Genomic DNA, 25,741 nt, shown 5'->3' on the forward strand with positions numbered 1-25,741 from the left:
CGCACTTTCCAAGAACAAGCAATACAGTGTGATCACATATGGAACGTTGGCAAAACATACATAACGTTGTCGTCGTAGGGCTCGGTATTACCGGGCTCTCTGTCGTTAAACACCTCCGAAAAACTCAGCCGCAATTGACGGTTAAAGTTATTGATACGCGTGACAATCCGCCAGGCGCCGAGCGTCTGCCTGAACAGGTTGAACTACACCGTGGTGGTTGGAATACCCAGTGGCTTGCAGAGGCGGACTTGGTGGTGACCAACCCTGGTATTGCGTTAGCGACACCAGAGATACAAACGGTGCTAGCGAAAGGCACGCCTGTCGTGGGGGACATCGAGTTGTTTGCTTGGGCTGTGAATAAACCAGTGGTGGCTATCACGGGTTCAAACGGCAAGAGCACGGTGACAGATTTAACTGGTGTGATGGCAAAAGCGGCAGGATTGACGGTGGGTGTCGGTGGTAACATTGGCGTGCCTGCACTGGAGCTGCTTGAGCAAGATGCGGATTTGTATGTACTGGAACTTTCAAGTTTTCAGTTGGAAACGACGTCGAGTTTGAAACTCAAAGCGGCGGCATTTCTTAACCTTTCCGAAGATCATATGGATCGCTACGAAGGTATGGCAGATTATCGCGCTGCTAAGCTGCGTATTTTTGATCATGCAGAGTTAGCTGTAGTTAACCGTGATGATCAAGAGACGTACCCAGAGGTTGAGATGCCCGTGGTTACGTTTGGCAGCGATGAGCAAGCTTACGGCCTTGAAGTCGATGGTTCTCGCACATGGTTACTTGATCATGGTCAGCGCGTCATCGCCAGCGATGAATTGAAACTTGTCGGCAAACATAACTTAGCGAACGCTCTCGTCGTGTTGGCTCTGCTCAAAGCTGCAGGTGTTGATTACCACAACGCTTTGAATGCACTTAAAAATTACACTGGACTGACACATCGATGCCAGGTGGTTGCGGATAATCGTGGCGTAAAATGGGTGAATGACTCTAAAGCAACTAATATCGCAAGCACTACGGCTGCGCTATCAGGATTAGAGTCGACCGGTAAACTTTATCTGCTCGTTGGTGGTGTCGGTAAAGGCGCGGACTTCACGCCATTAAAACCGATCTTTGCAACGCTTAACCTACAACTGTGCTGTTTTGGCCTAGATGGCGATGATTTTATGCCACTACATGAGTCAGCAATCCGTTTCAACACCATGGAAGATGTGATTCAACAAATATCTTCGCAGTTAAAATCTGGTGATATGGTGATGCTGTCTCCCGCATGTGCTAGCTTTGATCAATTCGACAATTTTATGGCAAGAGGCGATGTATTTGCTGTTCTTGCTCAGAAATATGCATAACTAAAGGTTACTCGTTTCGTGGGTTTAAGTAACGTTAAACACAACATTGGTAATTGGCTTAAGCATCCAGCGCCAGAAGCGCTGTTTGATCGCCAGTTGGTGTGGATTGCGTTGGGTTTGATGTTGACTGGTTTGATTATGGTGACCTCTGCGTCTTTCCCAATCAGCTCACGATTGACCGATCAGCCGTTCCACTTCATGTTCCGTCATGCCACCTTCTTAGTGTTGGCGATCGGGACCTCTGCGGTGATACTTCAAGTACCTTTAGAGCAATGGTTTAAGAAAAGTCATTACTTGCTTTGGGTCTCATTCGGCTTGCTGATTGTTGTACTTCTTGCAGGTAAGTCAGTAAACGGCGCCTCTCGTTGGATTCCGCTTGGTCTGTTCAACTTACAGCCTGCCGAAGTTGCGAAGCTATCGCTGTTCATCTTCATGTCCGGTTATTTAGTCCGTAAGCAAGATGAAGTGCGCCAGACCTTCTTTGGCGGCTTTATGAAGCCAATCATGGTGTTTGCTTTCTTCGCCGTCTTGTTACTTGGTCAGCCGGATTTGGGTACCGTCGTTGTAATGCTGGTTACTCTGTTTGGTATGTTATTTATCGCGGGCGCGAAGCTAACCCAGTTTCTGGCTCTGATGATTGCTGGCATTGGCGCTGTCGTCGGTTTGATCTTGGTAGAACCGTACCGTATGCGCCGTGTTACTTCGTTTCTTGACCCATGGGAAGATCCGTTCGGTAGCGGCTATCAGTTGACTCAATCTTTGATGGCGTTTGGTCGCGGAGAATGGTTTGGTCAAGGGTTGGGGAACTCAATTCAAAAACTGGAATACCTACCAGAAGCGCACACCGACTTTGTATTTGCGGTATTGGCTGAAGAGCTTGGTTTCGTCGGTGTCGTTTTAGTGCTGATGTTGATTTTTAGCTTGGTACTTAAAGCTGTGTATATCGGCAAACGTGCTTTTGAAGAAGGCGAGATGTTTGGTGGTTACTTAGCGTTTGGTATTGGTATTTGGTTTGCGTTTCAAACCATGGTCAATGTGGGCGCAGCCGCTGGTATTGTTCCAACCAAAGGTTTGACGCTTCCACTAATCAGTTATGGTGGTTCCAGTCTGATTATCATGTCCGTTGCAGTGTCCATATTGCTGCGTATCGATCACGAATGCCGCTTGAAACGCGCGCAACAACAATCAGAACAACAGACGAATGAAACAGAATAAACGTTTGATGGTGATGGCTGGTGGTACCGGCGGTCACGTATTCCCAGGTTTGGCGGTTGCAAAGCAGCTTCAAGAACAAGGCTGGGAGATCCGTTGGTTAGGTACAGCGGATCGAATGGAAGCCGATTTGGTGCCAAAGCATGGTATTGAGATCGACTTTATCAAAGTAAAAGGTCTGCGAGGCCAAGGTGTTAAACGTCTTTTAGCTGCCCCTTTTCAAATTACTAATGCCATCATGCAAGCACGAGCGCACATGAAGCGCTGGCAGCCGGATGCCGTTTTAGGTATGGGCGGCTATGTGAGTGGTCCGGGTGGTATCGCGGCTTGGTTAAGCGGTATCCCGGTTGTTCTACACGAACAAAACGCGGTTGCAGGTTTAACAAATCAATGGCTATCAAAGATCGCTAAGAAAGTCTTTCAAGCGTTTCCCGGCGCATTTCCTTCTGCGGCGGTTGTCGGTAACCCAGTACGTGAAGACGTAACGCAGTTGGATGAGCCCGCTCAACGTATGCAAGAGAGAGAAGGACCAATTCGTATTCTTGTTATGGGCGGCAGCCAAGGGGCGCGTATTCTTAATCAAACATTGCCAGCGGTGATGGCAAACTTGGGACAAGACTACTGTATTCGTCATCAAGCAGGTAAAGGCGCAGCGCAAGAAGTGCAAGCTGCTTATCAAGCGAACAATGTTGCTAATGCAGAAGTGACCGAGTTTATTGATGATGTTGCACAAGCGTATGCGTGGGCAGATCTGCTAGTGTGCCGTTCTGGCGCATTGACGGTATCTGAAGTCTCAGCAGCAGGTGTAGGCGCGATTTTTATCCCGTTCATGCATAAAGACCGTCAACAGGCACTGAATGCCGACCACTTAGTGGAATGCGGTGCTGCGAAGATGATTGAACAACCTGATTTAACCGTGGAGTCTTTGACTCAACAGATCCAACAATTGGATCGCCAAGCTTTACTTTCAATGGCTCAAAAGGCACGCAGTGCCGCAAAATTAGATGCTGACAAAGTTGTCGCACAAGCCATTGTCGCTTTGACCGAAAAGCGTTAACGAATTATTGAGAATCGAATTAATGACTATCCAACATACACAAGACTTAGCTCAGATTCGCGCGATGGTACCAGAAATGCGTCGCGTGAAATGCATCCACTTCATCGGTATCGGTGGTGCGGGCATGAGCGGCATTGCTGAAGTTCTTCTAAACGAAGGTTATGAAATCACGGGTTCAGACTTGTCTGAAAACCCAGTAACCGAGCGCTTAGTGTCGAAAGGGGCAACCGTATTTATTGGTCACCAAGCAAGTAATGTCGAAAAGGCTAGTGTGGTAGTCGTTTCCACCGCGATTAACGAGGAAAACCCTGAAGTCATGGCGGCTCGTGAATTGCGTATTCCTATTGTTCGCCGAGCAGAAATGCTGGCTGAACTGATGCGATTCCGTCATGGTATCGCTGTTGCGGGTACACATGGTAAAACCACCACCACAGCACTAGTCACACAAATCTATTCCGAAGCAGGCCTTGATCCAACGTTTGTAAACGGCGGTCTAGTAAAGAGCGCGGGCACCAATGCGCGCTTGGGCTCTAGCCGTATTCTGATTGCAGAAGCGGATGAGAGCGACGCCTCTTTCTTGCACCTGCAACCTATGGTGAGCATCGTTACCAACATCGAAGCTGACCACATGGATACCTACGGTGGTGACTTCGAAACGTTGAAACAAACCTTCATTGATTTTCTTCACAACCTGCCGTTTTATGGCCAAGCCATTGTCTGTATCGATGATCCAGTGATTCGTGAGTTGATTCCGCGTATTAGCCGTCAAGTGATCACCTACGGCTTTTCTGACGATGCGGACGTACGTATCGAAAATTATCATCAAGAAGGTCAGCAAGGTAAATTTACAGTAGTACGTAAAGGTCGAGCTAACCTCGATATCACGCTAAACATTCCAGGCCGTCACAATGCGTTGAACGCATCAGCAGCAATAGCGGTCGCAACGGAAGACGACATTGAAGATGACGCGATTCTAAAAGCGATGGCGGGCACTCAAGGTACTGGCCGTCGTTTTGATCACCTTGGTGAGTTTGATACAGGTAACGGTCATGCGATGTTAGTCGATGATTACGGTCATCACCCAACGGAAGTTGACGTAACCATTAATGCAGCACGCAGTGGTTGGCAAGATAAGCGATTGGTTATGATTTTCCAACCACATCGTTACAGTCGCACTCGTGACCTTTACGATGATTTTGCAAACGTGCTTGAGCAGGTTGATGTATTGATCATGCTTGACGTGTATGCCGCGGGTGAAAAACCAATTGCTGGCGCGGATGGACGCTCTTTGTGCCGTACGATTCGCAGCCGAGGTAAAGTAGATCCGATTTTTGTTCCAGAAATCGAGCAATTACCATCAGTTTTGGCTAACGTTATACAAGACGGCGACCTAATTTTAACGCAAGGTGCTGGTGATGTTGGTAAAGTTGCCAAACAGCTGGCTAATCTTGAGTTAAATATAAACAAGATGCTTGGATAAGTCAGAGTGATGACGCAAAGGACAGATAAGACTCAGATCTCGATTTTGCGTCAAGATCGTTGTGATTTATTGTTATCAGTGTTTGATAGTTTACAAGAGCTCAGTATAATCCCAAGGTTAAAGTCAATACTTTTGCCGATACGATATTATGCGGTGAAAAGTACACGACAAAAGTCAGGAAACGAAGACGTTGTTGAATATTGCACTTAATGAAGAGCGACTAAACACGGACAATAACCGTGGTCGCCAAGATAAAATCTTGGGTGCGCTATTTTTCGTTGTGGTTGTGACCTTAATTAGTTCTGTTTTGTACTCGGCGATCAGTTGGATGTGGGATGACCAAAGGTTACCTCTCTCCAAAATAGTGCTTCAAGGTAAATTGGAGTACGTCAAAGCTGACGATGTTCAGGCTGCATTTAGTCGAATAGATCACATCGGTACATTCATGTCTCAGGATATTGATGTATTACAGCAAAGTGTTGAAGCATTGCCGTGGGTTGCTCATGCAGCGATTCGCAAGCAGTGGCCCGATACAGTAAAAGTTTTCTTAACAGAGCATCAACCCGAAGCCATTTGGAATGGCAACGAACTGTTAGATAAAAACGGTTTGGTTTTCGATGGTGATGTTGCTTTGTTAAAGGACGAGAAAGTTAAGTTGTATGGACCCAAAGACACTGGCCCGGAAGTGTTACAAACTTACCGCGAACTGAGTCCTAAGTTTCAACAATTGGGTTTAGCGATATCGTCTCTGGTGTTAAACGAGCGACGAGCTTGGCAAATCATCCTAGATAACGGTATTCGATTAGAGCTTGGTAAAGAGTCTCTTCTTGAGCGTATAGAGCGCTTTTTTTCGCTCTATAACAAGCTTGGCAGTGACACGCAACGAATCAGTTATATCGATCTCAGGTACGATACAGGAGCCGCAGTCGGTTGGTTTCCTGAAGAAGAGTTAGAAGAGAGTACAGATGACTAAGGCCGCAGATGACAACATTATTGTTGGTCTTGATATAGGCACTGCAACCGTATCAGCTCTAGTGGGTGAGATTCTACCTGATGGCCAAATTAATATTATTGGTGCGGGTAGTAGCCCTTCGCGCGGCATGGATAAAGGTGGCGTGAATGACTTGGAGTCGGTTGTAAAATCAGTACAACGTGCAATTGATCAAGCTGAGCTAATGGCCGAGTGCCAAATCAGCCGAGTCTTCATCTCGTTGTCTGGTAAGCATATCGCAAGCCGAATTGAAAAAGGCATGGGCACCATATCAGACGAGGAAGTTTCTCAAGAAGATATGGACAGAGCGATCCATACCGCGAAATCAATTAAAATCGGTGATGAACAGCGAATCCTTCACGTGATTCCTCAAGAGTTCACCATCGACTATCAAGAAGGGATCAAAAACCCTCTTGGTTTATCAGGGGTAAGAATGGAAGTCAGTGTCCATCTTATCTCGTGTCATAATGACATGGCGCGCAATATTATTAAGGCAGTAGAGCGCTGCGGCCTTAAAGTAGAGCAACTTGTGTTTTCAGGGCTTGCTGCAAGTAATGCGGTAATCACCGAGGATGAAAGAGAGCTCGGAGTTTGTGTGGTAGATATTGGCGCCGGCACGATGGATGTGGCTATCTGGACTGGTGGTGCGTTACGTCACACAGAAGTATTTTCGTACGCAGGAAATGCTGTAACGAGCGATATTGCTTTTGCTTTTGGTACGCCAGTGAGCGATGCTGAAGAAATAAAAGTCAAATATGGCTGTGCTTTGAGTGAACTGGTCAGTAAGGATGACACGGTTAATGTCCCAAGCGTAGGAGGACGTCCTTCACGTAGTCTGCAGCGTCAGACTCTATCTGAAGTGATTGAGCCACGATACTCTGAGCTTATGGGATTAGTTAACCAAACTATCGACTCTGTACAAGCGAAACTGCGTGAAGAGGGCATTAAGCACCATCTTGCTGCGGGTGTAGTTCTAACCGGCGGTGCGGCGCAAATTGACGGAGTAGTAGAATGTGCGGAGCGCGTATTCCGCAATCAAGTAAGGGTCGGCAAACCGCTCGAAGTCAGCGGACTAACTGACTATGTAAAAGAGCCGTACCATTCTACGGCAGTTGGATTACTTCATTACGCAAGAGACATGCAGTCTAGCGACGATAGCGATTACAATGAACCTAAACGCTCATCTGTTACTGGCTTTTTCGATAAATTGCGTAATTGGATACAAAAAGAGTTTTAACCTGAGTTGCAGGATAAACGGAGACAACACATGTTTGAACCGATGATGGAAATGTCTGACGATGCAGTAATCAAGGTCGTTGGAGTTGGTGGCGGCGGTGGTAACGCCGTTGAACACATGGTGCGTGAATCCATCGAAGGTGTGGAATTCATCAGCGTCAACACTGATGCGCAAGCACTTCGTAAGACAAGCGTTGGCAATGTCATTCAGATTGGTGGTGATATCACTAAAGGTCTGGGTGCAGGTGCGAATCCACAAGTTGGCCGTGAGGCAGCTCTCGAAGACAGAGACAGAATTAAAGATTCCCTAACAGGTGCCGATATGGTGTTTATCGCAGCTGGTATGGGCGGTGGTACAGGTACTGGTGCAGCACCTGTTATTGCTGAAGTGGCGAAAGAGCTAGGTATTCTGACTGTAGCGGTTGTAACAAAACCGTTCAGCTTTGAAGGCAAAAAGCGTTTAGCGTTTGCTGAGCAAGGCATCGATGAGTTATCTAAGCACGTTGACTCGTTAATTACGATTCCAAACGAGAAGCTACTTAAAGTTCTTGGTCGTGGCGTAACGTTGCTTGAAGCATTTGCGAGTGCGAATGACGTTCTTAAGAATGCAGTTCAAGGTATCGCCGAGCTAATCACTCGCCCTGGTATGATCAACGTCGACTTTGCAGACGTACGTACAGTGATGTCTGAAATGGGTCACGCGATGATGGGTAGTGGTATTGCGAAAGGTGAAGACCGAGCTGAAGAAGCGGCTGAGATGGCAATTTCTAGCCCACTTCTAGAAGATATCGATCTTGCTGGTGCTCGCGGTGTTCTTGTTAACATCACTGCTGGTCTGGACATGCGTCTTGATGAGTTTGAGACAGTTGGTAACACAGTGAAGGCATTTGCATCTGACAATGCAACCGTGGTTATCGGTACTTCTCTAGACCCAGATATGACTGATGAAATCCGTGTGACAGTAGTTGCGACAGGTATTGGCAATGAAAGAAAGCCAGATATCACGCTAGTCGCTGGTGGTAAAGCGAAAGTAGCTTCGGCTCCTCAAGCTCAGCCACAACAAGTCGCGGCAACGCAAGCTGAAGAAAAGCCGGCACAAACTTTGCAAAATCAAGTGCAAGAGAAGCCACAGGTAACTCCTCAGCCGACAAACACAGTTTCTTCTTCTCCTGCCGCGGGCCAAAGCTCAGCAGCACCAAAGCAAGAGAAAGAAAGCGGTTACTTAGATATCCCGGCATTTTTACGTCGTCAGGCTGATTAATCTTTAACCCATAAATTTGACATGGCTCAAAATTATGGTAGCATTCACGGTCGACGTTACAGACGGCCGTGTTTTGTAGCATATTTTAGAGAGGCAAGCAGATGATCAGACAACGTACTCTGAAAGAAATAGTGAAAACTACTGGTGTGGGTCTCCATTCTGGTCGTAAAGTCACGCTTACTCTGCGCCCGGCTGCTGCAAACACAGGTATTATTTACCGTCGTACAGATGTAAATCCACCTGTAGATTTTCCAGCTGATCCAGCTTCTGTTCGTGACACTATGCTTTGTACTGCATTAGTGAACGACGAAGGTGTGCGTATTTCAACGGTTGAACACTTGAACGCTGCACTTGCAGGTATGGGCATCGACAACATTATTGTTGAAGTTGACGCACCTGAAATCCCAATTATGGATGGTAGCGCAAGCCCGTTCGTTTACCTGCTTCAGCAAGCGGGTATCGAAATGCAAAACGTTCCTAAGCGTTTTATCCGCATTAAAAAGCCAGTTCGTTTTGAAGATGGCGATAAGTGGGCAGAATTTGTCCCATTTAACGGCTTCCGTATGGACTTCGAAATTGACTTTAACCACCCTGCGATTGAATCAGACGAGCAGCGCCTGCTGTTTGATTTCTCATCTCAAGGTTTCGTTCGCGAAATTTCTCGTGCACGTACGTTTGGCTTTATGCGTGATATCGAGTACCTACAATCTCAAAACCTAGTTTTGGGTGGTAGTTTCGACAATGCTATCGTATTGGACGATTACCGAATTCTGAACGAAGAAGGTCTGCGCTTTGAGAATGAGTTTGTTACTCACAAGGTGTTAGATGCAATTGGCGACCTTTACATGTGTGGTCATCCAATTATTGGTGAATTCCGTGCTTATAAATCAGGTCACGGTTTAAACAACCAACTTCTACGCGCAGTATTGGCGGATCAAGAAGCGTGGGAATGGACAACTTTCGAAGAAGAAGTCGGTTCTCCAGTCGCTTTTGCAGAGCCAAACATGGTGCTAGCATAAGTTAGTCAAAGAATATTAAAAACCAGGTTTCGACCTGGTTTTTTTCTATCTAAATTTTACCATCACTTGATGATGGTTGATGGTTGATGGTTGATGGTTGATGGTTATTGGCCAGATTTTTCTGCCATATCTGCGAGCCTTTTTAGTCGCTCTTGGATTTTTGGTGGGGCCATATCAGCGATGGTCATCAGTGATTGAGCTGCTGACTCAGTGAGCGGCGGGCGTTTGGGCCTATCGTCTTTCTCGTATCGATTACGATAAAGTGAAGGGTTGATCCGAACGTCGACACTTATCAATTTTGCATAACCTTGTGTGCGCAGTTTGTTTAAGATCATTAGACGATCGTAGTCGATCTTCATTTTGATGGCCGCGCTAGATACGTCTATCAGAAGATGGCCATTGCGAATATTTGCAACTCGGCAATGATCTGCCGTCCCTTTTGGTAAAATTGTTTGTAGAGCTTGGTTAAGCTGCAAGATTTCTCCGGCATGTTCTTGAATTTGCTTAAATTGAGACTCAGCAATTACATCCTCTGTCGAGGTTGGTCGATGATCACGCATAGGTAAAATCTAATTTTGTTGAGATATGACTATTCTAGAGCAGCTTTCTCACTAGGTATAGTTTACATTAACGTCTTTAGCCTCAGTTTTACAATGGAGATGGATTGAACGTGGTAAAGTCCTGTTTTTGCCAAGTTTCGTCGTGTAGCTGCTAATAATATTGGCTAATCCATCACCACTTTAACTAAAAATTTCAGAGTGCTTCAAACAAATACGTCTATTTATGGTTGTATCGATGAAAAATCCTTACACTAAGCCACATTGTTTCGAAACTTAGCCTTGAAATATGAATGTTTGAACTCAATATCTTTGATAAATGATTTATCTCAGTATTCTTAGTTCCAAACTGGCAGAGACTGAAGGCATTACGAGTAGATCGGGAACGGTCTGATTAAAGAGAGATTCACGAAAAATGATAACTAAGCTACTGACAAAAGTAATTGGCAGTCGCAACGACCGAACACTGCGCCGCCTTAGAAAAATTGTAAAAGAGATCAATAACTACGAACCAACATTTGAAGCACTTTCAGATGAAGAGCTTAAAGCGAAAACTGTTGAGTTCCGTGAGCGCCTAGAGCAAGGCGAAACTCTTGATAAGCTACTTCCAGAAGCTTTTGCTACTGTTCGTGAAGCGTCTAAACGTGTATACGGTATGCGTCACTTCGACGTGCAGCTCATCGGCGGTATGGTTCTAAATGCAGGCCAAATCGCAGAGATGCGCACGGGTGAAGGTAAAACTCTAACGGCAACTCTTCCTGCTTACCTAAATGCACTTCCTGGTAAAGGCGTACACGTTGTTACGGTCAACGACTACCTCGCTAAACGTGATGCGGAGACAAACCGTCCGCTATTTGAATTCCTAGGTATGACGGTTGGTGTTAACGTACCGAACATGCCTCCTCAAGCGAAAAAAGAAGCGTACCAAGCTGATATTCTATACGGAACAAACAACGAGTTTGGTTTCGATTACTTGCGCGACAACATGGCTTTCCGCAATGAAGACCGTGTTCAGCGCGAACGTTTCTTTGCTGTGGTCGATGAGGTGGACTCAATCCTTATCGATGAAGCTCGTACTCCTTTGATTATCTCTGGTCCGGCAGAAGACAGTTCAGAACTTTACACTCGAATCAACCTGCTTATCCCACATCTACAGAAGCAAGATAAAGAAGATTCTGAAGAGTACCGTGGCGATGGTCACTACACTGTTGATGAAAAATCAAAACAAGTTCACTTGACTGAAACGGGTCAAGAATACGTAGAAGAGCTATTGGTTAAAAATGGTTTGATGGAAGAAGGTGATACATTGTACTCACCAGCGAACATCAGCTTGCTTCACCATGTAAATGCTGCTCTACGAGCACATGTGCTGTTTGAGCGTAATGTGGATTACATCGTTAACGATGACGGCGAAGTTGTGATCGTTGATGAACACACTGGTCGTACAATGCCAGGTCGTCGTTGGTCAGAAGGTCTTCACCAAGCTGTCGAAGCGAAAGAAGGCGTTAAGATCCAAAACGAAAACCAAACGCTAGCCTCTATCACATTCCAGAATTACTTCCGTCTATACGAGAAACTGTCTGGTATGACTGGTACAGCGGATACTGAAGCGTTTGAGTTCCAATCTATTTATGGCTTGGAAACTGTTGTTATTCCAACCAACAAACCAATGATTCGTAACGATATGCCGGATGTGGTGTACCGTACCGAAGCTGAGAAGTTTGCTGCAATCATTGAAGATATCAAAGAGCGCGTTGCGAAAGGTCAGCCAACATTGGTTGGTACAGTATCGATTGAAAAATCAGAACTACTCTCCAACGCCTTGAAGAAAGCGAAGATCAAACACAACGTTTTGAACGCTAAGTTCCATGAGAAAGAAGCGGAAATCGTTGCTGAAGCAGGTATGCCTGGTGCGGTAACTATCGCAACAAACATGGCGGGTCGTGGTACAGATATCGTGCTAGGTGGTAGCTGGCAAGCAAAAGTTGAATCACTACAAGATCCAACGAAAGAGCAAATCGACGCAATCAAAGCTGAGTGGAAAAAAGTTCACGATCAAGTTTTAGATGCTGGTGGTCTGCACATCATCGGTACTGAGCGTCATGAATCTCGTCGTATCGATAACCAGTTACGTGGCCGTTCTGGTCGTCAAGGTGATGCGGGTTCATCTCGTTTCTACCTATCGATGGAAGACTCACTACTGCGTATTTTCACTTCAGATCGTATGGCAAGCTTGATTCAAAGCGGTATGGAAGAAGGCGAAGCAATCGAATCTAAGATGTTGTCTCGTTCTATTGAAAAAGCACAACGCAAAGTGGAAGGTCGCAACTTCGACATCCGTAAACAGCTTCTTGAATACGATGACGTGGCGAACGATCAACGTAAAGTGGTTTACGAACTGCGTGATGAGCTCATGAACGTTGACGATATCAGCGACATGATTGAACAAAACCGTGAAGATGTGCTCACAGCGATCATCGACGAATACATTCCACCACAATCTCTAGAAGACATGTGGGATGTGGAAGGTCTTCAAGAACGTTTGAAAGCAGATTTCGATCTAGACGCGCCAATCAAGCAATGGCTTGAGGAAGACGACAAACTGTACGAAGAAGCGCTGCGCGAGAAGATTATCAGCCTAGCCGTTGAAGTATACAAAGCGAAAGAAGAAGTTGTGGGTGCACAAGTGCTTCGTAACTTCGAAAAATCAGTGATGCTTCAAACACTCGATACGCTTTGGAAAGAGCATCTGGCGGCGATGGATCATCTGCGTCAAGGTATCCACCTACGTGGCTACGCACAAAAGAACCCGAAACAAGAGTACAAACGTGAATCGTTTGAATTGTTTGAAGGTTTACTTGAAGCGCTAAAGACTGACGTTATTACTGTTCTGTCTCGTGTCCGCGTTCAACAGCAAGAAGAAGTTGAGCGTATGGAAGAGCAACGTCGTGCACAAGCAGAAGAAGCTGCTCGTCGTGCGCAGGCTCAGCATGCAGCTGCGGAAAATCAGTTGGCTGATGGTGAAGAGTCTGAGGGCTCAAATCAACCTGTTGTTCGTGATGAGCGTAAAGTAGGTCGAAACGAACCTTGTCCATGTGGTAGTGGCAAGAAATACAAGCAGTGTCACGGTCAGATCAATTAATCTAACTTGATAACTTAATAAGAAAGAGTCGCTTAGGCGGCTCTTTTTGTATCGATAGATCCTAGGTAAATATCCATGAAAAGAATTCACATTGTTGCAGCGATCATTTTCAATCAAGATAAGTCGCAAATCTTTATTACTAAACGTCCTGATGATAAACATAAAGGTGGTTTTTGGGAGTTTCCGGGCGGTAAAGTCGAGCTAGGAGAAACAGTTGAACAAGCGATGGTTCGTGAGCTTGAAGAGGAAGTGGGGATTCGAGTGATTGAACAAGCACCGTTTGAACACCTTGAATACGATTACCCAGATAAGTCACTAAAATTTGATTTTATTACCGTCTCTCAGTTCGAGAACGAACCTTATGGTCGAGAAGGTCAAGAAGGGCGCTGGGTCGCAGTTGGTGAATTAGGGAATTACACCTTCCCTGAAGCGAACGTGCCTATCTTACAACGTGTCGTAAAAGAGTTTGCTTAAGCCCAATGAACGTGCTTGTGGTTAACACAGTATGTTGTTAGTTTAAAAAGATTCAGCGAAACGAAAGAGAACGAGAAGCCTCGTTATCCAGAGAAGGAGAGAAAGCGCAATGGTTCGTATTGCAATCGCAGGAGCTGCTGGCCGTATGGGTCGCAACCTAGTCAAAGCCTCGCACATAAACCCAGATGCATCTGTAACGGCAGGTTCAGAACGTCCAGAATCTTCGCTCGTCGGTGTTGATATCGGTGAACTTTGTGGTGAAGGAAAGTTCGATGTTTTCCTGACCGATGACCTAGAGAAAGAGGTCGACAATTTTGATGTTGTTATCGACTTTACCGCTCCAGTAAGTACGTTAGCGAACTTAGAGTTATGTAAACAGCATGGGAAGTCTATCGTAATTGGTACCACTGGCTTTAGTGAAGAAGAGCGAGCACTGATTGATGCAGTTGCGAAGCACGTACCTGTTGTGATGGCGCCTAACTACTCTGTTGGTGTGAACTTAGTATTTAAGTTGCTTGAGAAAGCTGCAAAAGTAATGGGTGATTACTGCGATGTCGAGATTGTCGAAGCTCATCACCGCCATAAAGTTGATGCTCCGTCAGGTACTGCGATTGGTATGGGTGAGGCGATTGCTGGCGCTATGGGCAACAAGTTAAGTGATGTTGCGGTGTATGCGCGTGAAGGCATTACTGGTGAGCGTACTAAAGATGAAATCGGTTTTGCAACCATTCGTGCAGGTGACATTGTCGGCGAGCACACAGCAATGTTTGCTGATATTGGTGAGCGAGTCGAAATAACGCACAAAGCGACGGACCGCATGACTTTTGCTAATGGTGCCGTGAAGGCTGCTGTGTGGCTACATTCCAAGCCGGCGGGCTTTTATACCATGACCGATGTGCTTGGTTTGAATGAGCTTTAAATACATAATTATTCGCCGGCGTAAGCCGGCTTTTTTGTATTTGAAGAAAGTTATGTAAATAAAATGAGTATTGTAGAGCGTCAGTTTTGAACTTGTTTGTGTGTATTTTTGCTGGCTTGGTTGCTTTATTTGTCTTAACTGCTTAAAAGTTGATGTTGTTTTGTTGTGATTAACGTTTGCGTGAAAATCTCATAAAAATTTGTGATCTATAAAAAGTTCAAATTTGTAAAATCTAAAAAAAGAACCATCTTCAAAGTTTGCAGGTGGTGGAAACTTGTGTTTTTGGGGCTTATTGCTAGTAAATGCTATTACTCTTTAGAAAAAGATAATTTATTTTTCATTGTGTGTTGACAGGTTTGCAGTCCATCTTTAGAATACCGCCAATTTGTCTGAAATACCTATTTATGTAGATTTTATAGGTAAAGGAAGGCATGGTTGCAGTTTGATTTATTTTTTTTGCATTTTTATTCTGGAGGTTGTCTTGAGTAAATTAGCACTGTTAGTCCTAGAAGATGGGACAGTGTTCCGCGGAGTGTCCATTGGGGCAGATGGCGTTTCCGTCGGTGAAGTCGTTTTCAATACCTCGATGACGGGGTATCAAGAAATCCTCACTGATCCTTCCTATTCTCAGCAAATCGTTACTCTTACTTACCCTCACATTGGCAATACCGGAACCAATTCCGAAGACGAAGAATCCTCTTCCATTCATGCACAAGGCCTTGTGATTCGCGATCTCCCTCTTATCGCTTCTAACTTCCGTAATGAACAATCCCTTTCTGATTATCTTAAGTCGCAAAACATCGTCGGCATCGCAGACATCGACACGCGTAAGTTAACTCGTATCCTGCGTGAAAAAGGTGCTCAAAACGGTTGTATCGTAGCTGGTAACAATCTAGACGAAGCTTTGGCGCTAGCGAAAGCAAAAGAATTTCCTGGTTTGAAAGGTATGGATCTTGCGAAAGAGGTTACAACAAAAGAAGCGTATCAATGGAAACAAGGTTCGTGGACGCTTGAGAGTGGACTTCCAGAAGCGAAAGACGACAGCGAGTTGCCATACCACGTTGTTGCTTACGACTTCGGCGCAAAACGCAACATCTTACGAATGTTGGTTGACCGCGGCTGCCGCCTAACGGTTGTTCCTGCAGAAACTTCTGCTGAAGAAGTTCTGGCTCTGAATCCAGATGGCGTGTTCCTATCGAACGGTCCTGGTGACCCAGAGCCTTGTACTTACGCGATTGAAGCGACCAAAGTGTTCCTAGAAAAAGGCCTACCAATTTTTGGTATCTGTCTAGGTCACCAAATTCTGGCGCTTGCGTCGGGTGCGCAAACGGTGAAAATGAAGTTTGGTCACCACGGTGCGAACCACCCAGTAAAAGATTTAGAGCGTAACGTTGTGATGATCACTTCGCAAAACCACGGCTTTGCGGCAGATGAAGCAACATTACCGGAAAACTTACGTGCGACTCACGTATCACTATTTGACGGTTCTCTACAAGGTATTCACCGCACAGACAAGCCAGCATTTAGTTTCCAAGGTCACCCAGAAGCAAGCCCAGGTCCACACGACGCGGCACCGCTATTTGACCACTTTATCGAACTCATCAAAAAACACAGCGCTTAATTCGGAGTAGTAGATAATGCCAAAACGTACTGACATTCAAAGTATTCTAATTCTTGGTGCTGGTCCGATTGTTATCGGTCAGGCATGTGAGTTTGACTACTCTGGCGCACAAGCGTGTAAAGCTCTTCGTGAAGAAGGCTACCGAGTTATTCTAGTTAACTCTAACCCAGCAACCATCATGACAGACCCTGAAATGGCAGATGCAACTTACATCGAGCCGATTCAATGGGAAGTTGTTCGCAAGATCATTGAGAAAGAACGCCCAGATGCAGTATTGCCAACAATGGGTGGTCAGACGGCGCTTAACTGTGCGCTAGATCTAGAGAAGCACGGCGTTCTTGCTGAATTCGGCGTAGAGATGATTGGCGCAACGGCTGACGCGATTGATAAAGCAGAAGACCGTTCTCGCTTCGATAAAGCAATGAAGTCTATCGGCCTTGAGTGTCCTCGTGCTGATACCGCGAAGACGATGGAAGAAGCTTACAAAGTTTTAGACATGGTTGGCTTCCCTTGTATCATCCGTCCATCGTTCACCATGGGTGGTACGGGTGGCGGTATCGCGTACAACAAAGAAGAGTTTGAAGAAATCTGTCGTCGTGGTCTGGATCTTTCTCCGACTAACGAACTTCTTATCGATGAATCGCTAATCGGTTGGAAAGAGTACGAAATGGAAGTAGTTCGCGACAAAGCGGACAACTGTATCATCGTATGTTCAATCGAAAACTTCGACCCAATGGGCATCCACACCGGTGACTCAATCACGGTTGCTCCAGCGCAAACTCTGACTGACAAAGAATACCAGCTAATGCGTAATGCATCGCTAGCGGTTCTGCGTGAAATCGGTGTTGAGACAGGTGGTTCAAACGTACAGTTTGGTATCAACCCGAAAGATGGCCGTATGGTTATCATCGAGATGAACCCACGTGTATCTCGCTCTTCTGCTCTGGCATCAAAAGCAACAGGTTTCCCAATCGCTAAGATTGCGGCGAAACTGGCTGTTGGCTTTACTCTAGACGAGCTGCAAAACGACATTACAGGTGGTGCAACTCCGGCATCATTCGAACCTACTATCGACTACGTAGTGACCAAGATTCCTCGTTTTAACTTCGAGAAATTTGCTGGCGCTAACGATCGCCTGACGACTCAGATGAAGTCAGTTGGTGAGGTAATGGCGATTGGTCGTAACCAACAAGAATCTCTTCACAAAGCATTACGTGGCCTAGAGGTTGGCGCGACTGGCTTTGATGAGATGGTTGACCTAGATGCACCTGACGCATTAACTAAGATTCGTCACGAACTAAAAGAAGCTGGCGCAGAGCGTATCTGGTATATCGCAGATGCATTCCGTGCGGGCATGTCAGTGGATGGCGTGTTTAACCTGACGAACATTGATCGCTGGTTCCTAGTTCAAATTGAAGAGCTAGTTAAACTAGAAGAGCAAGTGAAAGCCGGTGGCTTTGCTGGTCTAACAGAAGAAGTTCTACGCCAGATGAAACGTAAAGGTTTCTCTGATGCGCGCCTATCTAAACTGTTAGGTGTGGCTGAAAGCGAAATCCGTCGTCTACGTGACCAGTTTGACATCCACCCTGTCTACAAGCGTGTGGATACGTGTGCGGCAGAGTTCTCTTCTGATACGGCTTACATGTACTCATCTTACGATGAAGAGTGTGAAGCAAACCCAACAGATAAAGACAAGATCATGGTACTGGGCGGTGGTCCAAACCGTATCGGTCAAGGTATCGAATTCGACTACTGTTGTGTACATGCATCACTAGCGCTTCGTGAAGATGGCTACGAAACCATTATGGTGAACTGTAACCCAGAAACAGTATCGACAGACTACGATACATCTGACCGTCTTTACTTCGAACCAGTAACTCTTGAAGATGTGTTGTCTATCGCCCGCGTTGAAAAGCCAAAAGGTGTGATTGTTCAATACGGTGGTCAAACGCCACTTAAACTGGCTCGCGCACTAGAAGCTGCAGGCGTGCCAATCATCGGTACAAGCCCAGATGCGATTGACCGCGCAGAAGACCGTGAGCGTTTCCAGGCTGCAGTTGAGCGTTTAGGTCTTCTACAACCACAAAACGCAACAGTAACGGCGATGGAGCAAGCGGTAGAGAAGTCGAAAGAGATCGGTTTCCCATTGGTTGTCCGCCCATCTTACGTACTAGGCGGTCGTGCGATGGAAATCGTATACGACGAGCAAGATCTACGTCGCTACTTCAACGAAGCAGTAAGCGTATCGAATGAATCTCCAGTTCTACTAGACCGATTCCTAGATGATGCAACAGAAGTGGATATCGACGCTATCTGTGACGGTGAGCGCGTGGTTATCGGCGGCATCATGGAGCACATTGAGCAAGCGGGCGTTCACTCTGGTGACTCTGCATGTTCGCTTCCTGCCTACACGCTAAGCCAAGAAATCCAAGACAAGATGCGTGAGCAAGTTGAGAAGCTGGCGTTCGAACTTGGTGTTCGTGGTCTGATGAACACGCAGTTCGCAGTAAAAGACAACGAAGTTTACCTAATCGAAGTAAACCCGCGTGCTGCACGTACGGTTCCATTCGTATCGAAAGCGACAGGCGCACCACTAGCGAAAATCGCGGCACGTGTAATGGCGGGTCAATCTCTGGAATCACAAGGTTTCACTAAAGAGATTATTCCTCCTTACTACTCAGTCAAAGAAGTCGTTCTACCTTTCAATAAGTTCCCTGGCGTTGACCCTCTATTAGGTCCTGAAATGCGCTCAACAGGTGAAGTGATGGGTGTTGGTGCAACGTTTGCAGAAGCTTACGCAAAAGCAGAGCTTGGCTGTGGCAGTGTGTACCCTGAAGGTGGCCGTGCGCTACTTTCTGTTCGTGAAGGTGATAAGCAGCGTGTTGTTGACCTGGCTTCTAAGCTAGTAAAATTGGGTTACCAATTGGATGCTACTCACGGTACTGCTGTAATCCTTGGTGAAGCGGGTATTAACCCTCGCCTGGTAAACAAAGTACATGAAGGTCGTCCACACATTCTTGACCGCATCAAGAACAACGAATACACCTACATTGTGAACACGGCTGCAGGTCGTCAAGCTATTGAAGATTCGAAAGTTCTACGCCGCGGTGCTCTAGCAGAAAAAGTGAACTACACAACAACGCTAAACGCTGCGTTTGCAACGTGTATGTCTCACACTGCTGATGCAAAAGCGTCAGTAACTTCTGTTCAGGAGCTACACGCTAAAGTAAAAGCGAGTCTGGAAGCGTAATAGATAAAAATCAATAAGCCCGGTAAATAGGGCTTATATGACAACCTCATTGCCCGCTCATTTGAGCGGGCTTTTTTATTTTAGGCCTACTTAATTGAAGCGTGCTAAGAGCTTTTGATATCTAAGACTCTGTACAGCGCTAAACTTGTTATGGAAAATGATATGTTATAGAACCACTATTTTTTAATAAAATTGATACAACAAGTGAGAGGGGATTGATTTGGTGGTAATCCAGTGTATTTTCTCTGAAATGCGCCCCTCTTTTTTAAAGAATTTTCGGAGGGGAAATGATAACTATGATTACGAATCATAATAGAAAGATATGCAATGAATTCTATTTATTGAATGAAATGGGCTTATTTATTTTAAATTATTATTTTATTTTCAGGTATGGTCTCAGTGTTAAATGTAAAAATATACTCTTGATATGTTAATTATTTTAATGGATTTTCTGCGTTATTTTAAGTTTTCTTATGTGTGACTAAGTTTTATACCTTCCAAAAAGAAAAGTACTTTTTAATGTACCAAATACTCCGGTTTAAAATGTTGATACCAGTTACTTTTTAAAAATATAAACTCTATCTTGTAACCAAGACTTGTCTTCGTCAATCGAGAAAGAATAACCTTGTCTTATTAAGTGTTCTTTAGTAAGAAACATAAGTGCAGTTGGCGCTACAATTGTTATGATTGAAAAGGAAATTATAACCCTTACGAAAAGTGCTTCTTTTTTGTGTGATAACTTTCTTTTATTTAAAAATACAGTTATTAAAAAAATAAAACAAGATATAAATATCCAGCTTCCAAATAGTCCATAAAGTGCGCCCTGAGAAATGACTATAACTTCATCTTTGTTATATATATATTTTACATAGTTAATTACATCGTTGTAAAAGAAGTAAATGCAAGATAAGCCTAATAAAAGAAATAACAATGATATCAACAGTGTTGATGTTAAATCCAAGTCATCTTCTTGTTTCATAAAAATACCCCATTCTTTATGTAACTTCTACCTATCACATCGTTGATTCTCATTTCTTCTTTTTTTAGTGATTCATTCAATGTTTTCTCTAGTGCTAGTTTGAATTTTTGTGTTATCTCATATTTATTATCAATGTGGTTTAAAATATTCCCGACAACCAAGCTTACACCTATAGCCAAAAATAATGGGCCAGAAGTTAGAGCAAAAATAGTAGTCGCTCCAGAGATTCCTTTTACAGCAATTGCTGCTATTGCGGATGAAATTCCCAGTTTTATGATGTCACTAGTTATTGTTCCAAACAGACTTAATAGTGTGGTTTTATTATTTTCTGAAAAAAATGTTCTAGTGCTCTGAAAGAACTAACTAACACTACCGTAATAATTGTCCCACTTTTTATCGATTGAATTGCCTGTTTTGAACCAACAGCAAAGTTTGCGATTATTGGCGTTGGGGCACGAGAACCTAACACTCTTAGTTTTATTTTTAGTGCAGGAGTTCCTGTAAATACAAAATGTGCTTGGCCTGAATAATAATTTATATGGACTGGGTTTACAGCGCCGGTTAGGTTATTAGCTAATCTCGATAAAAATACAAGGTCATCTGCTGTTGCATAGTAATTGGCAGTATTATCAAATTTATCTTTTAGAATTGTCCATTTTGATACTATATCTTTCCTTTTGATGTTAATGCTAATTAAAGAGTCGAGTGTGTTAACTGATAATATATGTATTTCTTTGGCGTTGCTCGTTTTGTCTTGTTGTATTACAGGATACATGTTTTTCTCCATGAATTCGTAATGATATTAGACCTGACTAGAATTTCATAGGCAATGAAAATACTATTTTTATGTATAATCTTGAGGCAAGCCTCCTTTTTTATGAAAATATAAATGAAATTTTCGCAAAGGTGAAAATATGGAATAGGTTCATATCTCGACTTTCCTTTTTAGTTTGAGGTGTTAAGTGCTACCGTTTAGCTCTTTTCGTATTTTTGAGCAAGGAAGTGTAAGTGGAGCTTACTTTAGAAGTATTAACCGCGTTGTTTTTGGTTGCATCTGTGGCTGGTTTTATTGATGCGATGGCTGGTGGGGGAGGACTCATTACGCTCCCTGCGCTTTTGGCTGCGGGGTTGAGTCCGACTCAAGCTCTAGCAACCAACAAGTTACAAAGTTCGTTTGGTAGCTTCTCGGCTAGCTGGTATTTCGTGCGTAACGGTATTGTTAGCCTAAAGGAAATGCGTTTCGCGATACTCTGTACTTTTATTGGTGCTGCAATCGGTGCCGAGGCTGTACAGTTTATTGATGCTAGCGTACTCACCAGTTTGATTCCTATTCTTCTAATTGCGATTTCTCTTTATTTTTTACTCGCACCAAGTACTCGAAAAATCGATGGAGAACCAAAACTTGCCGAAGCGATGTTTGCATTGTGTATCGGTGGTGGAGTTGGTTTCTACGATGGTTTCTTTGGCCCCGGTACGGGCTCGATTTTTACTGTGTGCTTTGTTGCTCTTGGCCACTTTTCCCTCGTGGATGCAACAGCACGAACTAAGATTTTGAATTTCACTTCAAACATCGCTGCATTGTCGTTTTTCGTTCTAGCAGGGTTACCTGTATGGGAAATTGGTTTGACGATGGCGGTCGGTGGCTTTATTGGCGCTCAACTTGGCGCAAAAGTGGTGGTTACCAAAGGTCAAAAGTGGATTCGACCTCTAGTGATTACCATGTCTATGCTGATGGCAACAAAACTTCTTTGGCAACAACATCAGCAATGGCTTCTAACACTGTTTTAATTCGCTGATTGCGGTATGTGTTGTGGCGAAGACAGATGTGTATTGGGCGAATTAGAGGCTCTAGTTCTTCGAATTCAAAACAGAAATTTGATGCGATGTTGAGTGTTTTGATGATGGATTTAGGTATCAGTGCTGGTGCCATACCTTTTAAAGCTAATTGCGCTGCCGCAGTGTAGGAGTCCATCTCCATCAAAGGTTGGATCTCGTACTTGGACAAAATGGCTTGCTGATATGTATTGGCTGGGTTATTCAAATCGTTAGTTAAAATCGCTTTTGGTAATTGAGTTAGCGGGTGCTTACTTATTATAGAGAAAGGCTCATCGGCGAGATGAACGCTCATCAAACCGTGATGAGAAGGTAAGTAACCAGCGCAGAATCCTAGGGTCGCTCGCCCTGATTTTACGTTTTCAACGATTCTCGGAGTGTGATTGGTAGAGATTCTGAGATAAGGATCGTGTGCTAGTTGCTCTTCCATAATCATACTCAGATAACCTGCGACGAGAGTTTCTGAGCAATCCATTTTTATTAATGACGTATCTTCGAGCTCTTGCTGATCGTAAATCTGTCCTCGTAACTCATTGAATGTGGGCTCTATCGTATTGATAAGGGCCAGAGCATCCGAGGTTAGTTTAATGTGTCTGCCGTTTGGCTCGATCAGTTTCTTTCCTAACTTTTTTTCTAAATTGGCGATACGTTTACTCACCGCAGATTGGCTGATGTACAGCTGACTACCAGTGCGGCTCATGGTTTTTTCTTTACTTAGTACAAGTAACGTTTCAATGCCTTCTAATAACATAGCAATTAATGAAAATTAGGAATGAGACGGATAATTTAACGAATTGCTGAGGGATAAGCGAATCGTGTTAATTAAAATGCGAAGAGCCGAGATAAAGCCGGCTCTTTAGATTGAAAGCTGTACTTGAAGTGCTTAGCGGTTGATAGCGAAAGTAGGTAAAGATAGATGCCAACGAATCGCACCCAGGCGAATCACTAGTGTTGAGATAACACCTGCGAGCAGGGCTGTGGAATGATCGTAACCCATACTCACAGCCATTGTATGGAAGATGCCACCAATGATACAGGCTGTGGCGTAGACTTCGCTTCTTAGCACCATAGGTACCTCTCGGGCCAAGACATCTCGGATTATGCCGCCACCGCAACCGGTGATTACGCCCATGATCACGGCAACCATGCCGGAGGCGTTGTAGGCGAGTGCTTTTTCTACTCCAATTCCCACAAATACGGCCAGACCGATGGCGTCACACACGGGTAAAACCCACCAAGCTAACCGTTTTGGTCTGCGAACCAAGATCATAGTTAACAAACAGGTGATGAAGATAACCCAAAGATAAGTGGTATCGGTAATCCAAAAGACGGGGGTCGCACCAAGTGCCATATCACGAATAGTGCCACCGCCAATGGCAGTCACGCTGCCTAGGACGATAACGCCGAAGGGATCCATTTTTAATCGGCCAGCGAGTAAAACACCAGACACAGCGAAGATTGCTGTACCGAATAAATCGATCATATAAAGCAGCATGGAATCCATGTTACTTGGTACCTATAAAAAGTGTGAGAACAAAAATGGGCGGAAATTGTACGGTATTTCCAACGAAAACGTTAGCGTTTTCGTCTAACGCTTTCAAAGTGTTCACACACTTCAATGATAGCGTTGAGTGTGCGTGGTGTTGGGCGATTTATCCAATCAGAATTGAGTGACCAAACATGATTGTTGCGCAGAGCTGGCAGTTCATTTTTCCATTGAGCCCACATTCCATCATCACTCATAGCATGACGAGAGGTGAAGAGTACTTCAGGTTGACGTGTGATCACTTGCTCGATACTAACTTGAGGATAGGGTGCTGCTGTATTGGCAAATACATTTTCACCACCACAGAAGTTAAACACTTCGCTCGGCCAGTTTTTACCTGCCACAGTAATGATCGGCTTTTCGCTGAGTTGATAAAAATAGCGGACTTTCTCTGTGGTGTTGTATGTCGCTTTGAGAGCAGTTAGCCCCTCTCTAAAGTCCCGTGCTGCTTTTTGACCCTTTGATGGATCATCACTGTATTGACTCAGCTGCTCAATATTATTTGCGATGTCTTCTAAAGTACCCGTGGTTGAGTAGTAGATAGGTACGCCAAATTGTTTTAACTTTTCGAGCTCTTTGGCGGGGTTACCCGCAGGCCAAGCAATGACAAGATCGGGCTGAAGGGCAATGATGCGTTCCAACTTTATGCCTTGGTAATTGGATACTTTCTCCAGTTCGCCAGCTTCCTTCGGATAATCACTCATCTCACTCACAGCGATCAGTTTGTCACCTAAGCCAGCAGCATAAGCGATCTCTGTGGCGTGAGGCGCTAAACTGATCACTCGTTCAACGGGTTCGTTCGCCATCGTAAGAGAGGAGAAGAAAAGGGGGAGGGATAGGCAAATTTTGTTCATCATAATCCTTGATAAATCAGTCCTAGAAGAAAGCTTTGAATCACAATCCAAGCAAAGATGCGCCAAACCAGTAAAATTTGGATTTGTGCAAGATGAATAGCAGAAGGCACAATGCGTCCACCAATCTTGGTGCGTTCTGCTCTGACGCCTTGGTATAGAGCTGGGCCTCCTAACGAAAGCTGGAACTTATTGCCGATAGTACACAGCACCCAAGCTGGCCCTGGCAATGGCCAAGATTTCGCTTGTTGTTTAAGTCCATTAAGCACTGCGGACATATTGTGACCAGCAAGCAACAGTAGGGCAAATAATCTTAATGGAATGAGCTCTAAAACGGCAACGATTTGAATGGCTGGTTTCCCAAATGGCGCATACTGACGACGGCTAGGAGACCAAGCTCGTGCTAGCTCCATGGTTAAACGGTACATGAGCGCCCCAATCCCACCTGCGATGGCATACCAAAACAGTACACACACTACATTGCGACCAAAGCCCATAATGATGGTTTCAGCTCCGGCTTTACCTATACCGACAAGCGATAACGTTTCGGTATCACGATTCACAAAAGGTTTGAGTAGCTCGCGACAGCGCGTTTTATCCTCACGCGACAAGGCGAGGGCAAGTTGTTTGGTGAGGGTTTCGCAACTTCGCCAATCTAACGCTAATAGTAACAAGGCAAGTTCGTACAGAGGCTCTTGCCAAACTAAGGGCTTTAGAGCGATTAAGAGCACCAAACACGGCAATGTCATCAAAATAAGAGCGAGGCTTCCTGAGAGAATGCTTTGTGAGTAGCTATGGTGGTTATTTACTTTCTCTGCTAATTGTTCGGCTACCTTGCGCCATAAAGTCGCAGGGTGAGCGGAATGAGGAATAGGGAGGATAAGGTGAAACAGTAATGCGCCCCACATCACGAGGAGCGCACCGTTAGCATAGAATTGCTGAAAAATTTCTTCCATGAATG

At 44.8% G+C, this 25,741-nt stretch carries 21 protein-coding genes; 14 read left to right on the forward strand and 7 right to left on the reverse strand.

Annotated features, from left to right (window positions below; translation table 11 throughout):
• Positions 1-38: 38 nt before the first annotated feature.
• The 8 genes from murD (at position 39) to lpxC (ending at position 9,608) form a co-directional block, all read left to right on the forward strand.
• Positions 39-1,352: a UDP-N-acetylmuramoyl-L-alanine--D-glutamate ligase gene (gene murD, locus ACYJZR_RS02145; RefSeq protein ID WP_406966372.1), complete on the forward strand. Its 1,314-nt coding sequence runs from the start codon at positions 39-41 to the stop codon at positions 1,350-1,352.
• Positions 1,353-1,370: 18 nt separating this feature from the next.
• Positions 1,371-2,567, forward strand: a complete 1,197-nt coding sequence (gene ftsW, locus ACYJZR_RS02150; protein ID WP_005458190.1) for a cell division protein FtsW — start codon at positions 1,371-1,373, stop codon at positions 2,565-2,567.
• Positions 2,554-3,621 carry an undecaprenyldiphospho-muramoylpentapeptide beta-N-acetylglucosaminyltransferase gene (murG, locus tag ACYJZR_RS02155; RefSeq protein WP_406966371.1) on the forward strand — a complete coding sequence of 356 codons (1,068 nt, stop codon included), beginning with the start codon at positions 2,554-2,556 and terminating at the stop codon, positions 3,619-3,621. The genes ftsW and murG overlap by 14 nt, the downstream gene beginning before the upstream one ends.
• Before the next feature lie 22 nt (positions 3,622-3,643).
• Entirely contained in the window at positions 3,644-5,101 is a 1,458-nt protein-coding gene (gene murC, locus ACYJZR_RS02160) for a UDP-N-acetylmuramate--L-alanine ligase (protein ID WP_005497094.1), read from the forward strand.
• A gap of 190 nt (positions 5,102-5,291) precedes the next feature.
• Complete coding sequence (locus tag ACYJZR_RS02165; RefSeq protein WP_005489880.1) at positions 5,292-6,074, forward strand: cell division protein FtsQ/DivIB; 783 nt, start codon at positions 5,292-5,294, stop codon at positions 6,072-6,074.
• Positions 6,067-7,329, forward strand: a complete 1,263-nt coding sequence (gene ftsA / locus ACYJZR_RS02170) for a cell division protein FtsA (protein WP_005458184.1) — start codon at positions 6,067-6,069, stop codon at positions 7,327-7,329. The genes ACYJZR_RS02165 and ftsA overlap by 8 nt, the downstream gene beginning before the upstream one ends.
• Positions 7,330-7,359: 30 nt before the next feature.
• Positions 7,360-8,589 carry a cell division protein FtsZ gene (gene ftsZ / locus ACYJZR_RS02175; protein ID WP_005497096.1) on the forward strand — a complete coding sequence of 410 codons (1,230 nt, stop codon included), beginning with the start codon at positions 7,360-7,362 and terminating at the stop codon, positions 8,587-8,589.
• Between the two features lie 101 nt (positions 8,590-8,690).
• Positions 8,691-9,608: a UDP-3-O-acyl-N-acetylglucosamine deacetylase gene (gene lpxC, locus ACYJZR_RS02180; protein WP_005461213.1), complete on the forward strand. Its 918-nt coding sequence runs from the start codon at positions 8,691-8,693 to the stop codon at positions 9,606-9,608.
• Between the two features lie 104 nt (positions 9,609-9,712).
• Here lpxC and ACYJZR_RS02185 read toward each other — a convergent pair whose 3' ends face one another.
• Positions 9,713-10,168, reverse strand: a complete 456-nt coding sequence (locus tag ACYJZR_RS02185; protein WP_005497100.1) for a DUF721 domain-containing protein — start codon at positions 10,166-10,168, stop codon at positions 9,713-9,715.
• A 412-nt stretch (positions 10,169-10,580) separates the two neighbouring features.
• Between ACYJZR_RS02185 and secA the strand changes: the two genes are divergently transcribed.
• The 5 genes from secA (at position 10,581) to carB (ending at position 19,571) form a co-directional block, all read left to right on the forward strand.
• Entirely contained in the window at positions 10,581-13,307 is a 2,727-nt protein-coding gene (secA, locus tag ACYJZR_RS02190) for a preprotein translocase subunit SecA (protein ID WP_005461206.1), read from the forward strand.
• Between the two features lie 75 nt (positions 13,308-13,382).
• A complete protein-coding gene (gene mutT / locus ACYJZR_RS02195; protein ID WP_069548379.1) occupies positions 13,383-13,781 on the forward strand; it encodes an 8-oxo-dGTP diphosphatase MutT in 399 nt (132 codons plus the stop codon).
• 109 nt (positions 13,782-13,890) lie between these two features.
• Positions 13,891-14,700, forward strand: coding sequence for a 4-hydroxy-tetrahydrodipicolinate reductase (dapB, locus tag ACYJZR_RS02200; protein ID WP_015296233.1), 810 nt, complete (start codon positions 13,891-13,893; stop codon positions 14,698-14,700).
• Positions 14,701-15,181: 481 nt separating this feature from the next.
• Positions 15,182-16,321, forward strand: coding sequence for a glutamine-hydrolyzing carbamoyl-phosphate synthase small subunit (gene carA, locus ACYJZR_RS02205; RefSeq protein WP_011105665.1), 1,140 nt, complete (start codon positions 15,182-15,184; stop codon positions 16,319-16,321).
• A 16-nt stretch (positions 16,322-16,337) separates the two neighbouring features.
• Positions 16,338-19,571, forward strand: coding sequence for a carbamoyl-phosphate synthase large subunit (gene carB, locus ACYJZR_RS02210; protein ID WP_337218865.1), 3,234 nt, complete (start codon positions 16,338-16,340; stop codon positions 19,569-19,571).
• A 556-nt stretch (positions 19,572-20,127) separates the two neighbouring features.
• Here carB and ACYJZR_RS02215 read toward each other — a convergent pair.
• Entirely contained in the window at positions 20,128-20,550 is a 423-nt protein-coding gene (locus ACYJZR_RS02215; protein ID WP_011105666.1) for a hypothetical protein, read from the reverse strand.
• A gap of 304 nt (positions 20,551-20,854) precedes the next feature.
• On the reverse strand, positions 20,855-21,325 hold the full coding sequence (locus ACYJZR_RS02220; RefSeq protein ID WP_406966370.1) for a hypothetical protein: 471 nt from the start codon (positions 21,323-21,325) through the stop codon (positions 20,855-20,857).
• A gap of 233 nt (positions 21,326-21,558) precedes the next feature.
• Between ACYJZR_RS02220 and ACYJZR_RS02225 the strand changes: the two genes are divergently transcribed.
• Positions 21,559-22,338, forward strand: a complete 780-nt coding sequence (locus tag ACYJZR_RS02225; protein ID WP_406966369.1) for a TSUP family transporter — start codon at positions 21,559-21,561, stop codon at positions 22,336-22,338.
• Here the strand turns inward: ACYJZR_RS02225 and ACYJZR_RS02230 are convergent.
• From ACYJZR_RS02230 to ACYJZR_RS02245, 4 genes are all read right to left on the reverse strand, one after another.
• Positions 22,274-23,134, reverse strand: coding sequence for a LysR family transcriptional regulator (locus ACYJZR_RS02230; RefSeq protein ID WP_029786531.1), 861 nt, complete (start codon positions 23,132-23,134; stop codon positions 22,274-22,276). The genes ACYJZR_RS02225 and ACYJZR_RS02230 overlap by 65 nt on opposite strands.
• 132 nt (positions 23,135-23,266) lie before the next feature.
• Positions 23,267-23,887 carry a TRIC cation channel family protein gene (locus ACYJZR_RS02235; protein ID WP_005461192.1) on the reverse strand — a complete coding sequence of 207 codons (621 nt, stop codon included), beginning with the start codon at positions 23,885-23,887 and terminating at the stop codon, positions 23,267-23,269.
• A 71-nt stretch (positions 23,888-23,958) separates the two neighbouring features.
• On the reverse strand, positions 23,959-24,783 hold the full coding sequence (btuF, locus tag ACYJZR_RS02240) for a vitamin B12 ABC transporter substrate-binding protein BtuF (RefSeq protein WP_025504582.1): 825 nt from the start codon (positions 24,781-24,783) through the stop codon (positions 23,959-23,961).
• Entirely contained in the window at positions 24,783-25,736 is a 954-nt protein-coding gene (locus ACYJZR_RS02245; protein WP_281960834.1) for a cobalamin biosynthesis family protein, read from the reverse strand. The genes btuF and ACYJZR_RS02245 overlap by 1 nt, the downstream gene beginning before the upstream one ends.
• Positions 25,737-25,741: the final 5 nt, after the last annotated feature.

This window comes from Vibrio sp. RC2502 (assembly GCF_054850435.1).

Bases quoted from the DNA above. Each gene is read 5' to 3' on its own strand.
- murD (WP_406966372.1), top strand. From the start codon at position 39: ATGGAACGTTGGCAAAACATACATAACGTTGTCGTCGTAGGGCTCGGT.
- ftsZ (WP_005497096.1), top strand. From the start codon at position 7,360: ATGTTTGAACCGATGATGGAAATGTCTGACGATGCAGTAATCAAGGTC.
- murC (WP_005497094.1), top strand. From the start codon at position 3,644: ATGACTATCCAACATACACAAGACTTAGCTCAGATTCGCGCGATGGTA.
- ACYJZR_RS02230 (WP_029786531.1), bottom strand. From the start codon at position 23,134: ATGTTATTAGAAGGCATTGAAACGTTACTTGTACTAAGTAAAGAAAAA.
- btuF (WP_025504582.1), bottom strand. From the start codon at position 24,783: ATGAACAAAATTTGCCTATCCCTCCCCCTTTTCTTCTCCTCTCTTACG.
- mutT (WP_069548379.1), top strand. From the start codon at position 13,383: ATGAAAAGAATTCACATTGTTGCAGCGATCATTTTCAATCAAGATAAG.
- murG (WP_406966371.1), top strand. From the start codon at position 2,554: ATGAAACAGAATAAACGTTTGATGGTGATGGCTGGTGGTACCGGCGGT.
- dapB (WP_015296233.1), top strand. From the start codon at position 13,891: ATGGTTCGTATTGCAATCGCAGGAGCTGCTGGCCGTATGGGTCGCAAC.
- ftsA (WP_005458184.1), top strand. From the start codon at position 6,067: ATGACTAAGGCCGCAGATGACAACATTATTGTTGGTCTTGATATAGGC.
- carB (WP_337218865.1), top strand. From the start codon at position 16,338: ATGCCAAAACGTACTGACATTCAAAGTATTCTAATTCTTGGTGCTGGT.
- ACYJZR_RS02220 (WP_406966370.1), bottom strand. From the start codon at position 21,325: ATGTATCCTGTAATACAACAAGACAAAACGAGCAACGCCAAAGAAATA.
- ACYJZR_RS02245 (WP_281960834.1), bottom strand. From the start codon at position 25,736: ATGGAAGAAATTTTTCAGCAATTCTATGCTAACGGTGCGCTCCTCGTG.
- secA (WP_005461206.1), top strand. From the start codon at position 10,581: ATGATAACTAAGCTACTGACAAAAGTAATTGGCAGTCGCAACGACCGA.
- ACYJZR_RS02185 (WP_005497100.1), bottom strand. From the start codon at position 10,168: ATGCGTGATCATCGACCAACCTCGACAGAGGATGTAATTGCTGAGTCT.
- ACYJZR_RS02235 (WP_005461192.1), bottom strand. From the start codon at position 23,887: ATGGATTCCATGCTGCTTTATATGATCGATTTATTCGGTACAGCAATC.
- ACYJZR_RS02215 (WP_011105666.1), bottom strand. From the start codon at position 20,550: ATGAAACAAGAAGATGACTTGGATTTAACATCAACACTGTTGATATCA.
- lpxC (WP_005461213.1), top strand. From the start codon at position 8,691: ATGATCAGACAACGTACTCTGAAAGAAATAGTGAAAACTACTGGTGTG.